Source organism: Collinsella aerofaciens (assembly GCF_018785265.1).
In the GTDB taxonomy this organism is placed as follows: Bacteria; Actinomycetota; Coriobacteriia; order Coriobacteriales; family Coriobacteriaceae; genus Collinsella; species Collinsella aerofaciens_AI.
In genome coordinates this window covers 117,055-130,098 of sequence record NZ_WQPK01000008.1, presented here as the reverse complement: position 1 = coordinate 130,098, position 13,044 = coordinate 117,055, and the positions used below count along the sequence as shown (strand labels likewise).

At 59.6% G+C, this 13,044-nt stretch carries 11 protein-coding genes; 8 read left to right on the top strand and 3 right to left on the bottom strand.

Annotated features, from left to right (window positions below):
• Positions 1-41 precede the first annotated feature (41 nt).
• Positions 42-1,820, top strand: a complete 1,779-nt coding sequence (gene ilvD / locus GPK42_RS01840; RefSeq protein ID WP_215693126.1) for a dihydroxy-acid dehydratase — start codon at positions 42-44, stop codon at positions 1,818-1,820.
• A gap of 248 nt (positions 1,821-2,068) precedes the next feature.
• Here ilvD and GPK42_RS01835 read toward each other — a convergent pair whose 3' ends face one another.
• On the bottom strand, positions 2,069-3,160 hold the full coding sequence (locus GPK42_RS01835; protein WP_215693124.1) for an ATP-binding protein: 1,092 nt from the start codon (positions 3,158-3,160) through the stop codon (positions 2,069-2,071).
• Positions 3,161-3,661: 501 nt separating this feature from the next.
• Between GPK42_RS01835 and GPK42_RS01830 the strand changes: the two genes are divergently transcribed.
• Positions 3,662-4,354: a GntR family transcriptional regulator gene (locus GPK42_RS01830; RefSeq protein ID WP_215693122.1), complete on the top strand. Its 693-nt coding sequence runs from the start codon at positions 3,662-3,664 to the stop codon at positions 4,352-4,354.
• Between the two features lie 393 nt (positions 4,355-4,747).
• Here GPK42_RS01830 and eda read toward each other — a convergent pair whose 3' ends face one another.
• Together eda and GPK42_RS01820 are read right to left on the bottom strand one after the other, a co-directional pair.
• Positions 4,748-5,389: a bifunctional 4-hydroxy-2-oxoglutarate aldolase/2-dehydro-3-deoxy-phosphogluconate aldolase gene (gene eda / locus GPK42_RS01825; protein WP_215693120.1), complete on the bottom strand. Its 642-nt coding sequence runs from the start codon at positions 5,387-5,389 to the stop codon at positions 4,748-4,750.
• A gap of 254 nt (positions 5,390-5,643) precedes the next feature.
• Positions 5,644-6,678 (bottom strand): sugar kinase, encoded by a 1,035-nt coding sequence (locus GPK42_RS01820; RefSeq protein ID WP_215693118.1) that lies wholly within the window; start codon positions 6,676-6,678, stop codon positions 5,644-5,646.
• Between the two features lie 235 nt (positions 6,679-6,913).
• On the opposite strand from GPK42_RS01820, the gene GPK42_RS01815 reads away from it, so the two are divergent.
• The 6 genes from GPK42_RS01815 (at position 6,914) to GPK42_RS01790 (ending at position 12,683) form a co-directional block, all read left to right on the top strand.
• Positions 6,914-7,936 (top strand): LacI family DNA-binding transcriptional regulator, encoded by a 1,023-nt coding sequence (locus tag GPK42_RS01815; RefSeq protein WP_215693116.1) that lies wholly within the window; start codon positions 6,914-6,916, stop codon positions 7,934-7,936.
• Between the two features lie 42 nt (positions 7,937-7,978).
• Positions 7,979-8,473, top strand: coding sequence for a type II toxin-antitoxin system RelB/DinJ family antitoxin (locus tag GPK42_RS01810; protein ID WP_215693114.1), 495 nt, complete (start codon positions 7,979-7,981; stop codon positions 8,471-8,473).
• Positions 8,460-8,831 carry a HepT-like ribonuclease domain-containing protein gene (locus GPK42_RS01805; RefSeq protein ID WP_195621797.1) on the top strand — a complete coding sequence of 124 codons (372 nt, stop codon included), beginning with the start codon at positions 8,460-8,462 and terminating at the stop codon, positions 8,829-8,831. Before GPK42_RS01810 ends, GPK42_RS01805 begins: the two co-directional genes overlap by 14 nt.
• A gap of 134 nt (positions 8,832-8,965) precedes the next feature.
• Positions 8,966-10,303, top strand: coding sequence for a glutamine synthetase family protein (locus tag GPK42_RS01800; RefSeq protein ID WP_196022687.1), 1,338 nt, complete (start codon positions 8,966-8,968; stop codon positions 10,301-10,303).
• Positions 10,304-10,353: 50 nt separating this feature from the next.
• Entirely contained in the window at positions 10,354-11,016 is a 663-nt protein-coding gene (locus GPK42_RS01795; protein ID WP_118256204.1) for a response regulator transcription factor, read from the top strand.
• 206 nt (positions 11,017-11,222) lie between these two features.
• Complete coding sequence (locus GPK42_RS01790) at positions 11,223-12,683, top strand: S1C family serine protease (protein ID WP_215693111.1); 1,461 nt, start codon at positions 11,223-11,225, stop codon at positions 12,681-12,683.
• Positions 12,684-13,044: the final 361 nt, after the last annotated feature.

The window sequence follows — 13,044 nt, the reverse complement described above, 5'->3', positions numbered from 1 at the left end:
AACGATTGGTACAACCGTTCAAATCAAAAGAGGAGAGCATCATGGACGAGAAGATCAAGGCACAGATTCAGCAGGAGGCAGCCGACTTGGTTGCCAAGCTGCAGCCGCGTTCCGGCAAGTTTCGCACCATCAGCCCCGAGATGGACCCGCTGCGTCTGGGCTCTGGCTGGTCCATCGAAGATCTGGACAAGCCGCAGGTCATTATCGAGTCGACGTTCGGCGACTCGCACCCGGGTTCTGCCGGTCTGTTTGAGTTGGTCGAGGAGGTCCGTGCCGGCGTTGCCGAGGCTGGCGGTCACGGTGCCCGTTACTTCTGCACCGATATCTGCGACGGCGAGGCCCAGGGCCACGACGGCATTAACTACTCGCTGCCCAGCCGCGACATGATCGCCAACATGATCGAGATTCATGCCAAGGCCACCCCGTTCGACGCCGGCGTCTTTGTCGCCAGCTGCGATAAGGGCCTGCCTGCGAACCTCATGGCCATGGGCCGCATCAACATCCCCTCCATCGTCGTTACCGGCGGCGTCATGGATGCCGGCCCCGACCTGCTGACCCTGGAGCAGCTCGGCGCCATCTCGGCCCGCTATGAGCGCGGCGAGATCTCCCGCGAGGAGCTCGAGTTCGCCAAGCATAACGCCTGCCCCAGCTGCGGCGCCTGCTCCTTTATGGGTACCGCCTCGACCATGCAGGTCACGGCTGAGGCCCTGGGCCTTATGCTTCCCGGTACCGCCCTGCTGCCCGCTACCAGCTCCGACCTGCGCGAGTTTGCCCGCGAGGCCGGCCGCCAGTCCGTGTGGCTCTCCGAGCACAACCTGTGTCCGCGTGACATCGTGACCAAGGAGTCCTTCGAGAACCTCATCATGGTCCACGGCGCCATCTCCGGTTCCACCAACTCGCTGCTGCACATCCCCGCGATTGCCCGCGAGTTTGGCATCGAGATGTCCGCCGACGACTTCGATCGCCTGCACCGTGGTGCCCACTACCTGCTCAACGTCCGTCCCGCAGGTGAGTGGCCGGCGCAGTTCTTCTACTATGCGGGCGGCGTGCCGCGCATCATGGAGGAGATCAAGTCGATGCTCCACCTCGACGTCATGACCGTCACCGGCAAGACTCTCGGCGAGAACCTCGAGGACCTCAAGAACAACGGTTACTACGAGAAGTGCGGTCGTTACCTTGAGAAGTGGAATCTCAAGCGCGAGGACATCATCCGTCCGTTTGACCAGGCCTTCGGCACCGACGGTTCCATCGCCATCCTCCACGGCAATCTTGCTCCCGAGGGCGCGGTCGTCAAGCACACCGTCGTTCCGCGCGAGATGTTCCAGGCTACGCTCAAGGCCCGTCCGTTCGACTGCGAGGAGGACGCCATTCACGCCGTCCTGACGCACGAGGTCAAGCCCGGCGATGCCGTTATCATTCGCTATGAGGGACCCAAGGGTTCCGGTATGCCCGAGATGTTCTACACCACCGAAGCTATCGCCAGCGACCCCGAGCTGGGCGCGAGCATTGCCCTGATCACTGACGGCCGCTTCTCCGGCGCCTCCAAGGGTCCGGCTATCGGTCACGTTTCGCCCGAGGCTGCCGTGGGCGGCCCGATTGCCCTGATCGAGGAAGGCGACCTTATCCGAATCAACATCCCCGAGCGCTCGCTGTCCATCGTGGGCATCGCCGGTAAGGAGATGGAGCCGGCCGAGGTCGACGCCGTCCTGGCCGAGCGTCGAGCCGCTTGGAAGCCCAAGGCTAATCGCTATACCTCCGGCACGCTCAAGTTCTTTACTGAGCATGCAGTTTCCGCCATTCAGGGTGGCTACATGGAGTAGCGCCCATGCGCATCAAATATCTCCTCTCATAGATGCGCGGCACAAAGAGCCCCGAGCTCACACGAGCTCGGGGCCTTTTTCGTCTGGATTGGGGACGCATGGCCGGACGAAAGCGTGTTGCGTTTGGCGTAAAACCATACGAAAGTGCAATTTGCGTCTTATTTCCGAACGTAAAACAGACGAAAATCGTTTACGTCTGCTTTAATCCGTACGAAAACGGTTTTCGTCTTGCAGGGCAGTTGCCGTTTCTACAGTTCAACTTCCAGTTCGGCTTTGTGTTCGTAGAGGTAATTGCGCATGTAGGGGATGGCAAATGAGACCTTGCCGTACGAGGGGGCCTCGATAATCGATTCTCTTAACAGGCGGCTGCGGACGGAGCTCACCTGTTGAGGCGTTTTGTTTAGGCCATCGGCAACCATGCTAGTCGAGCTCGTCTGCCCCAAAGACGCCATGCTCAGCAGATAAGCGATGCACGTGGGCGGAATGCGCCGCAGCGCGGGCTCAATCACCATGGCGCAGAAGCGTTCGCGTGCCGTTGCAATGCCACGCTCGGCTTCTTCTTCTCCAATAATCGCTGTATGTGCACGTCTTGCCAACTGCCATGCGTAGTATCCAACGAGTTGGATCATGAAAGGATAGCCTTGCGTTGCCTCGGCAAGTTGGCCGGCAATACCTGGCTGCAACTCCATGCCAGACGCTTCAATGGTTTCCTCGAGGGAGTACGACACTTCGGTTACTGCCACAGCCTTCAGATCAAAGGGGAGGGCACGGCGCAAAAACGTAAGTGTCTTTCCGTTGATGATGCTTTCAATCATCGAAGGCAGCCCAGCAAAAACAAAGGCGATATCAAGGTCTTCTCCGATAACCTGCTGAATCGCAATGGAGAGCGTTCGGACCTCATCGAGCTCTGCGTCTTGAACCTCGTCGAGAGTGATGAGCAGGCCATTTCCATTCTTGGATATTGTCTGTCTCATGGCGTCGCGTAGCGATGGGCCGATTCGCTCAATATCTATGCTGCCGATGGATATGCCAGCTACGGTGGGCTCAAATCTGGCGTGTTTGGCCTGGAATTTGGGCTGCAGCTGTTCGAGAATGCGCTGGCAAAGTCCCTCGGTTGCGACCTCTTTTATGACCGTCCAGCCACGGCTTTGCGCCAAACGTGAGCACTCGTCAAGGAGGACCGTCTTGCCCGTTCCACGGACGCCGGCTATGCGCATTAGGCGCCCAGGGGCACCAGGCCCGTTGGTGAGGCCTTCACTGAATTCTTCAAGTACATCTTCGCGGCCGATAATCGTGGGAGGTGTTTTACCTGCTGTGGGCTTAAAAGGGTTTGTTTGCATGTGAGCCACCTTTGCTCAAGATATAGCAAGATATAGCAAAGTATAGCAAGATATAGCAAAATATAGTGAGATATAGCAAAGTAAGCGCTACTCGCGGGTTTTGCGGTGGTGCTATTTTCCAAATGCCGCGCGGATAAAGCGCTGGTCGAACAGCTTGTTGGCAACTCACGAGGGCTCGGGGTGCCAATTTGGGATGGAGTGGTGCTGTGCCACGAATAGGGCCTATCTACTACGTTTAAGCCGCAGAGGTCAACCATAGCCGGCTTTTTCGAAAATCGACAAGCTGCCTACCTGCGGTTTTGTTTTCACGGTTTTCGGTATGGCCGAGGCTGTCCGTGTTAACGTAGTAGATGGGCCACTTTTGTGGCAAGGGGGCCGATCTGCGGGCCAGGGTAGCTAAAAGAGCCCCGTCCCAAAAAGACTGATTGGGAGCTGGGGCGTGTCGATGCGATAGTATTGCATGGTGGTATTCGACTAACCGAGGGTTTATCCGAGGGCTTTATGGAACAGCTCCAGCATTATCAGAGCCTGCAAGATCAGGCATACAACGCATTACGCTCCAAGATTATCTATGCCGAGCTCAAGCCCGGCACGCGCCTTTCGGCGATTGGTCTGGAAAAGGAGACGGGAATCGGGCGCACGCCCATTCGCGAGTCCTTTGTGCGCCTGCGTGAGCAGGAGCTGGTGGAAACGCGTCCCAAAAGCGGCACCTATGTCTCAAAAATCAGCATGGAGCGCGCCGAGAACGCCTGTTTCTTGCGCGAGAAGCTCGAGAGAAGCGTGCTTATTAAATGCTGTTCGGCTGCTACGCCCGAGCAAAAGCATCGGCTCGAGCAGATTCTTGCCGAGTCCGAGTCGCTCGACCATGGCGAAACGCGCCGCTTCTTTGACCTGGATAACCTGTTCCATGAGACGTGTTTTGAGATTGCCGGTCGTCACATGTTGTGGGATTGGATGAAGAGCATCAACACACATTTTGAGCGATACAACTGGTTGCGTATGGTGTCGCAGGACCTGGATTGGGAGCCGATTCGTCGGCAGCATCGCCGGATTCTCGAGGCCATTAAGAGGGGCGATACCGACACGGCGAGCTATCTGGCAGAGACGCACTTGCACCTGATGCCCGAGGAGCAGGGCCCGGTTATCGCCTTGCATCCCGACTATTTTGAGCTGTCCAAAGACTCGGCCATCTAATTTGTCCCTTTATTTAGTTGCGGTGAAATAGGGATTGTTTTGCGGCTCTGATGGTGTAGGCAGTCCGTATTCCACCGCAAGTGACGGGGCACATCGGGGCACGAAAAAGCTGCGGCGCCGCTTGGAGGAAAAGACCGGAAGCAAGGGTCCATTCCTCCAGACGGCACCGCAGCTGTTTTGGTGGCTCGGCTTTTGTCGAAGTGGCTTAGTTGAGCGCGACGGCCAGCCGAGTAGGCAAAGCGGCTTGGAGGCGTGTCGCTTCCGTCACGTTCTATCAGCATACAAGACGGTTTTGGTTCTTGTTCGTGACGGAAACGGCGCGCTTCCGAGCCGCTTTAAAAGAAAGGGGGCGAGGTTTAGGGCACGCCCCCCTTTCACGATAGAGAGCTAAACCTAGCCGCGGACCTTCTCGACGACGTCCATGGCCTCGTGGGCGATCTGCTCGACCTTGGAGAAGTCGCCGTCGGCAAACAGGGCCGGCTTGACCATCCAGGTGCCACCGCAGGCGATGATGGCGGAGGAGCTCAGGTACTCCTCGACGTTGGCGGTGCTCACGCCGCCGGTAGGCATAAAGCGGTGACCGACAAACGGAGCGGCGAGGGCCTTGATGGTGTTCAGGCCGCCATACTGGGACGCGGGGAAGAACTTGGTGACCTTGAGGCCCAGGTTCTCGGCTGCGGTGACCTCGGAGGGGGTCACGGTGCCGGGAAGGACGGGCAGGTCGATGTCGATGCAGTGCTTCACGACGTCCTCGTTGTAACCCGGGGAGACGATGAACTTGGCACCGGCTGCGCGGGCCTGCTCGACCTGCTCGACGGTCAGGACAGTGCCGGCGCCGACGCACATCTCGGGCTCGGCCTCGGCCATAGCGGCGATGCACTCGGCGGCGCAGGCGGTGCGGAAGGTGACCTCGGCGGACTTCATGCCAGCTGCCATAAGGGCGTGGGCGAGCGGAGCGGCGTCCTCGACCTTGTCGAGCACAACGACCGGCACGATGCCCAGGGACTCAAGCGTGGTGTAGAACTGATCGAACATGATGTTCCTTTCGATGTGTGGCGCGCATGGGCGCGTGATTGCCAAATGTGCTGGTCAGGAGCCGATTTTGGATTGGTTATCGGAGGCACTGCTTGGGGTTCAAGCAATTCCAAAACCGGCTGCTCGACCAGTCATGTAGGGAATGCCAGGCAAAACCGGAATGGGACTGGTGGTTTTGCCCGGCCGGAGGAATCGGGGAGCGGCCCGCAGGGGTATGGGATTGGAAAGCTGCGGCCCGCGGAATGGGGAACGAATTAACGGGCGACGCGGGTGCCACCGTCGGCGGCGGATGCCGCGGCTGCGATCTCGTCTGCGGTCACCAAGTTGGAATCGCCCTTGATAGTGAGCTTGAGGATCGAGGCTGCAATCGCGTAGTTGACAGCGTCCTGCGGGTCAAAGTCGTTGATGAGGGCATGGACGAGGCCGGCGTTGAAAGCGTCGCCGGCGGCAACGCCCTCGAGTACGTGCACGTCGTGAGCAGGGGAGAACCAGTGCTCGCCGCTCTCGGCCTCAAAGAGCATGCCCATCCAGATGGAGCGCTCGACGCAGGAGATGTTGCGGACGACCGAGGCGACCTTCTTGCAGCCGTACTCGGCGCAGATCTGACGGGCCATCTCGACATAGGTGTCGCGCTCCTCGATGCCGTGGGCAAGGGAGCCAGAGACGCAGGTCATACCGAGGCCGGCGGGCGCATCCTCGTCGTTGGCGATGCAGATGTCGACGAGCGGCAGGAGTTCCTTCATGGTGGCCTGCGACTTCTCGGGCGACCACATCTTGCCGCGATAGTTCACGTCGCACACGGTGGTGATGCCCTTGGCGCGGCAGGCGGCGAGCGCATCCTTGCAGGCGGCGGCCATCTCATCGGAGACGGCGGGGGTCACGCCGGAGAAATAGAAGACATCGATGCCCTTGAGGATCTCGTCCCAGTCAAAGACGTCGCGCTTGGCCATGTTGATGGCAGAGAACTTGCGGTCGTAGACGCAGCCGTTGCCGCGCTGCGAGGCGCCGACCTCAAACACATAGGAGCCAAGACGGTCGCCCTGACGCACGACGCGCGTTGTGTCGACGCCGTAGGCCTTCAGCGAGCGCAGCGCGCACTCGCCTAGGCGGTTGGCCGGGACAACGGATACGTAAGCGGCCTTGTCGCCTTGGTAGGCCAGGGAAAGAGCGGTGTTGGCCTCGGCGCCACCGTAGCGGACGTCAAACTCGGTTGCCTGCTCAATGCGCAGATGATCTTTGGGCGAGAGCCTCATCATGATTTCGCCGAAGGTAAGAACCGTTTTACCCATGGTCGCGCAGCTCCTTCTTGCTCGTGCGTACACCTTTGATATGGCGTTGGCGCGGAGGTGCCAAGACGGTAGGGTACATCTTTGCACCTCCGCGCCAACGCTTGCCGAAATCGGTTTACGAAATCGGTTTCGTTTCGAGTTGTAGTATACTCACCTACAGCGTTTTGCAAGCGAGATTTTTAAAAAAATGCCTAAAATGGCTCAGACTGCTGACAATTGGGAAACGGGGTGCGCCATGGCGCAGATGAGAATCAAGGACATTGCCGCCGAGGCGGGCGTGAGCCCGGCCACGGTCTCGCGCTATCTCAACAACCGCCCCGGGCAGATGACCGAGGAAACCCGCGCTCGCATCGCGGCGGTTATCGAGCGCACCGGCTATCGCCCACGTGCTGCCGCGCGCAATCTGCGCAGCTCGCGCACCAACCTCATCGGCGTGATCCTGGCCGACATCGCCAACCCGTTCTCCAGCGCTATGCTCGAGGGCCTTTCCGCCAGTGCCGCCGCGCGCGGCTGCTCGCTCATGACGGCCATTAGCGGCAACGATCCCGCCAAGGAGGCCGAGTCGCTCACCAGACTTATCGATGCCGGCGTGGACGGCCTGGTCGTCAACACCTGCGGAGGCAACGACAAGGCGATCGCCGCGGCCGCGGGGCGCCTGCCCGTTGTGCTGCTCGACCGCGACGTTGCCGACGGCGGTGTCGATCTGGTGACATCTAACAACCGTGAGCTGGTCGCCGGCCTGGTAGACGCCTTGACCGCCGCTGGCAGCGAGCGCCTGTGCCTGCTCACCGAGGCAAGCGACGACAGCCCCGTGCGTCGAGAGCGCGCCGAGGCCTTTACCGACGAGCTTTTGCACCGCGGCCTTGCCGGCGAGGTTGTCACCTTGGCCGATGGCGGTGCCACGGGCGTTGGCCGCTTGGACGAGACCATCCGCGGCTATGCGGGCAAAAGGCTCGGCCTCATCGCCGTCAACGGCCTGGTTTTCCTGCGTCTGACCGAGGCGCTAGCGCAGCTGGGACCCTCGTTGCCGGCGGGTCTTAAGATTGCGACGTTTGATGACTACCCCTGGAACCACGTGCTCTTTGGCGGCGTCACTACGGCCGCGCAAGACACCCTCACCATTGCCGAGCGCGTGGTCGAGCGTCTGTCCGAGCGCATCGACGTCGTCACCACCACGGTGGGCGAGGCCGCAAAGCTCGCCCCCAAGCGTATCGAGGTCCCCGGCCACATCGAACACCGCGCTTCGACCTCGCGCTAGTCTGTATGATAATATATAGACAATGTCATACAGGAGGTATCCATGGCTGCGTCTGTGCTGAGTGTGCGAGTGGACTCGTCAATTAAAGACTCATTTGCCGAACTGTGCGAAGAGCTTGGCATGACTTCGTCTGTTGCGGTCAATATGTTTATGAGGCAGATGCTGCGCGAGCGCTCTCTGCCGTTTGTTCCTTCACTTGGTAAAAGCTCTGCGAGCGAAAGCGCCGCGGCGGGCATTTTGGATACTGCCCAGATTGAGTCCGCCGTCCGCGAGGCAGCCAGCACGATTCCCGCCATCAAAACCGTGATTCTATTTGGTTCGTATGCCCGTGGCGAGGCGCATGCCGATAGTGATATTGACTTGCGTCTCGAAGTCGATCGCGAGCAGGGCTTTGGTCTTTTTGCGCTGTCGGCGTTTGGCGAGGCGGTGCGCAAAGAAACCGGGAGGCAGGTTGATCTCGTCTCTAGTGATCATCTTGATGACGAACTTGCCGCGGTAATCGAGCGCGAAGGAGTGATCCTTTATGATCGCGCGTAAGTCAGACAGCCTTCGCGCCCAAGAGGTTTTGGAGGCCATCTCCGAAACGAACGAGCGCATCAAGGCTTTTGATATCACCGAGGACCAGTTTCTGCATGCGAATGACGTGCGGACGAGGGCGTTGGCGGACTCCCTTTTGATGTGTGCGCTTAGGGTGACGGAAGAAGCGGGCAAATTGTCGGAACGCTCGCAGCGGCTTCATCCCGAAATTGAATGGCGTGGAATTATCGGCATGAGAAATTATCTTGCGCATGATTACGGCAATGTCGACCGCTCGGTTGTTTGGGATGCAGTGACGATGGAGTTCCCTGCGCTGGAACGAGCCTGTAGACAAATTGTCTCCGAATCTGAACGCTAGCCGCTCGTTCGCAACTGCCTGTTCGCACACGTTTTTTGAGCGCTTGATACGCTTTAACCCTGCGGAAACATTTTTCTGCGATAGTATCTGCGATATAGATCAGTCGAAACCCGCCCGAAAGAAAGGGGAGCGACATGAACCAGCAGAACATCGATTACGTACTCCGCTCCGTAGAACAGCGTGACATCCGCTTTGTGCGTCTGTGGTTTGTCGATATTCTCGGCCGCCTCAAGAACTTTGCCATTAGCCCCGAGGACCTCGAGGTCGCTTTTGAGGAGGGTATTGGCTTTGACGGCTCCGCCATCGAGGGCTTTGCCACGCCCGAGGAAGCCGACATGCTGGCGTTTCCCGATGCTTCGACCTTCCAGATTCTGCCGTGGCGCCCGAGCCATAACGGCGTCGCCCGCGTGTTCTGCGACGTGTGCACTCCCGATCGCAAGCCGTTTGCCGGCGACCCGCGCGATGCCCTGCGCCGCATGTTCTACAGGGCCGAGAAGGCCGGCTATCTGCTCAACGTGGGCGCTGAGCTGGAGTATTACTACTTCCCCGACGAACACACCCCCGAGCCGCTCGACAACGTGGGCTACTTCGATCTTTCGGTGAGCGATGCCGCTCGCGACCTGCGCCGCAACACGGTCCTCACGCTCGAGAAGATGTCCGTGCCCGTGGAGTACACCTTCCACGCCGCCGGCCGCTCGCAGCACGGCATGAGCCTGCGCCACGCCGAGGCCCTGAGCATGTCCGACGCCATCACCACGGCAAAGCTCATCATTAAGCAGCAGGCTTACGAGAGCGGGTGCCACGCCTCCTTTATGCCCAAGCCGTTGGCGGGCGAGGACGGCAGCGCTATGTTCCTGTGCCAGTCGCTATTCGACCACGACGGCAACAACGTCTTTTGGGGCGAAGACGACGAGAAGTACCACCTCTCCGATATCGCCAAGCACTACATGGCCGGCATCCTGGCGCACGCGCGCGAGATTAGCGCCATCACCAACCCCACGGTCAACTCGTACAAGCGCATCACCACGGGTGGCGACTCCGTGCCGCAGTACGCCACGTGGGGCCTGCGCAACCGCGCGAGTATGGTCCGCATCCCGGTCTACAAGCCCGGCAAGCAGCTGTCCACGCGCATCGAGCTTCGCAGCCCCGACCCCATGGCCAACCCGTATCTGGTCAACGCCGTCACGCTGGCGGCTGGTCTCGACGGCATCGAGCGCAAGCTGGAGCTCCCGCCCGAGGCCACGGCCGAGACGCTCAAGCTTACCGACCGTCAGATGGTCGAGGCCGGCTACACGCCGCTGCCGCGCTCGCTCAAAGAGGCACTCGACGTGTTTGAGGACTCGCAGTTTATGAAGGATGCCCTCGGCGAGCACATCCACAGCTTCTTCCTTAAAAAGAAGCGCGACGAGTGGCATAAATTTGAGTCTACGATCACCGAGTGGGAGATCAAGCACTACCTGGCGAACTCCTAATCGCGCTGGCTTGTTCCAGTACGATTGAGCTCATTTCTTTGGAGGCCGATATGTCCGAAAAGAGTGCCCTGTTCATGGCGCGCACGACGCGCTTCCACGAGTTTGCCCGCAGCTTGACGACCACCCTGGGTGTCGAGGTGAGCCTGGCAACTCCCGATTCGCCGACTGCGGCGCACGACTTTGACCTGCTGATTCTCGATTCCGATGGTATCCGCAGCGACCGCATCGATCAGATTGCCAAATGGCTCGACGATCGCGGCGGCGTTCCCATGCTGGTGATCGTCGACGACGAGGCGCTCGGTACCTTGCGCCTGCCTAATCACGCGCATGCCGACTTTGTATGCCCCACGGCGACGCCCAACGAGCTTAAGGCTCGAGCGCAGCGTCTGATGGGCGAGGAGGAGACCGTCGCCGCCGACGATGTGCTCAATATCGATAACCTCGAGATTAACCTGGCAACCTACCAGGTGACACTCGATAACGAGCCTATCGACCTGACGCTGATGGAGTACTCGCTGCTGAGCTTTTTGGCAACGCACCCCAACCGCGCCTACAGCCGCGAGGTGCTGCTGCACCGCGTATGGGGCTTTGAGTACTGCGGCGGCACGCGTACCGTTGACGTGCACATCCGACGCATCCGCTCCAAGGTGGGCCCGCAGATCGCGGCGCACATCACCACCGTCCGCGGCGTGGGCTATCTGTTTAAGGACTAGATTTCCACCACAAAGGGGACAGGCACCTTTGTGGTGGTTTTGACGTAGACCGGGTCCTTTTGGGCCTGCAACAGAACTTAAGCCTTCCTAAAAGATTGCGTTCTCATACACGTTCGCCCGCATATTGGGGTACAACTCAACGTGAACAATGATGGCCCGCCACATGTTTGGCGGGCCTTTGGTTATTTGACGAAAGGATCGCAGCTATGAGCGAGTACGATTCCCAGCGTCCCCAGGATGCGGGCAACGCCGGCGAGACCCAGCAGCAGCCGCGCGTACAGGTTGAGTCGACGCCTGCCGACGGCAACATTCCCTACGTGCAGGCCTACGACACGCAGACCGGCAAGCCGCTGGGCGGCCAACAGGTCGTAAACAAGCACACGGTGGTCAAGACCAAGACCAAAAAGCTGCCGATTTTCATTACAGCGCTCGCCGGCTGCGCATGCGGCGCCCTGTTGGTCATCGCGCTCATTATGAGCGGCACGCTCGATATCGGTGGCGGCAAGAATGCCGTGACGGCGGGCGCTTCGGGTTCATCGACGCAAAAGATCACGATCGACTCCGAGGACACCACGCTGGCCGAGGCCGTATCTGCCAAGGCATTGCCCTCCGTCGTTTCCATTACCGCCACTTCGAGCGGCAGCCAGAATGGCTCGCTTTCGCAGTCTGCTGACGGGTCGGATAACTCGGGCAGTGTCGGTTCGGGCGTGGTGCTCGATACCGAGGGCCACATCCTCACCAACAACCACGTGGTCGATGGTTACGACCAGTACGTGGTGACCATGGACGACGGCACCACCTATGAGGCCGAGTTCGTGGGCAACGATGCTTCGAGCGACCTGGCCGTCATCAAGCTCAAGGACGCCGACGCCTCCAAGCTCACGCCGATTGAGATCGGTGATTCCTCCAAGCTCAACGTGGGCGAGTGGGTCATGGCGATCGGCTCGCCGTTCGGCAACGAGCAGTCCGTCTCCACGGGTATTGTGTCGGCGCTGTATCGCTCCACGGCTATGAGCTCTACCAGCGGCAACACTATCTATGCCAACATGATCCAGACCGATGCCGCCATCAACCCGGGCAACTCCGGCGGCGCGCTCGTTAACGACAATGGCGAGCTTGTGGGCATTAATTCGCTCATCGAGAGTTATTCGGGCTCCAGCTCGGGCGTGGGCTTTGCCATTCCGGTCAACTATGCCAAGAACATTGCCGACCAGATTATCGACGGCAAGACGCCGGTGCATCCGTACATGGGCGCTACGCTTTCGAGCGTCAATGCGCTCAACGCCCGCACCAACAAGCTGAGCACCGATAGCGGCGCGTATGTGGCGAGCGTCGTTGAGGATGGTCCTGCTGCCAAGGCCGGCATTCAGGAGGGCGATGTCATCACCAAGCTGGGCGACGACGAGATCACGAGCGCCGATGGCCTGATCATTGCTCTGCGCAGCCACGAGGTGGGCGAGAAGGTCGAGATCACACTCATGCGCGGCAAGGAAGAGAAAAAGGTCACCGTCGAGCTGGGCTCCGATGAAGAGCTGCAGAACCAGCAGCAGGACGACAGTTCGACCGACACCGGCAATGGCGGTATTACCGACGAGCAGCTGCGCCAGTACCTGGAGGAGCTGTTAGGCCAGCAGGGCCAGGGTCAGGGCTACGGCCAGGGCTACTAGCGAGCCGTTTCGCTCATACCGATGCCAGAGGGGCTGTCCCACCAACGCGGGACAGCCCCCCTTTTCTTATTGATCCGTTGGGGGCGGAGGAAAACGGATCACTTGTGGCTGGCAAGGGGCTGGTTCGTAATGGTCTGGACAGTTAGTTCAGATACGTATAAATCTGGGGCAGCTTGGGATGCGTTTTGAGCAATTTTTGATTGGGATGGGGCTCGAATGGGTGTTTGGAAGGGAGAGTGGGACGTTTACACGGTTTCGAGGAGCTCAAATTAGTTGAAACAGGGGTGTTCGTGCCTGATCCAGCTCTAGGATTTATACGTATCTGAACTAATTGTCCACCCCGGTCTGGTGGCTGCCGATT

Coding starts and splice junctions, on each gene's coding strand:
- GPK42_RS01835 (WP_215693124.1), bottom strand. CDS start 3,160: ATGCAAACAAACCCTTTTAAGCCCACAGCAGGTAAAACACCTCCCACG.
- GPK42_RS01830 (WP_215693122.1), top strand. CDS start 3,662: ATGGAACAGCTCCAGCATTATCAGAGCCTGCAAGATCAGGCATACAAC.
- eda (WP_215693120.1), bottom strand. CDS start 5,389: ATGTTCGATCAGTTCTACACCACGCTTGAGTCCCTGGGCATCGTGCCG.
- GPK42_RS01795 (WP_118256204.1), top strand. CDS start 10,354: ATGTCCGAAAAGAGTGCCCTGTTCATGGCGCGCACGACGCGCTTCCAC.
- GPK42_RS01800 (WP_196022687.1), top strand. CDS start 8,966: ATGAACCAGCAGAACATCGATTACGTACTCCGCTCCGTAGAACAGCGT.
- GPK42_RS01820 (WP_215693118.1), bottom strand. CDS start 6,678: ATGGGTAAAACGGTTCTTACCTTCGGCGAAATCATGATGAGGCTCTCG.
- ilvD (WP_215693126.1), top strand. CDS start 42: ATGGACGAGAAGATCAAGGCACAGATTCAGCAGGAGGCAGCCGACTTG.
- GPK42_RS01790 (WP_215693111.1), top strand. CDS start 11,223: ATGAGCGAGTACGATTCCCAGCGTCCCCAGGATGCGGGCAACGCCGGC.
- GPK42_RS01815 (WP_215693116.1), top strand. CDS start 6,914: ATGGCGCAGATGAGAATCAAGGACATTGCCGCCGAGGCGGGCGTGAGC.
- GPK42_RS01810 (WP_215693114.1), top strand. CDS start 7,979: ATGGCTGCGTCTGTGCTGAGTGTGCGAGTGGACTCGTCAATTAAAGAC.
- GPK42_RS01805 (WP_195621797.1), top strand. CDS start 8,460: ATGATCGCGCGTAAGTCAGACAGCCTTCGCGCCCAAGAGGTTTTGGAG.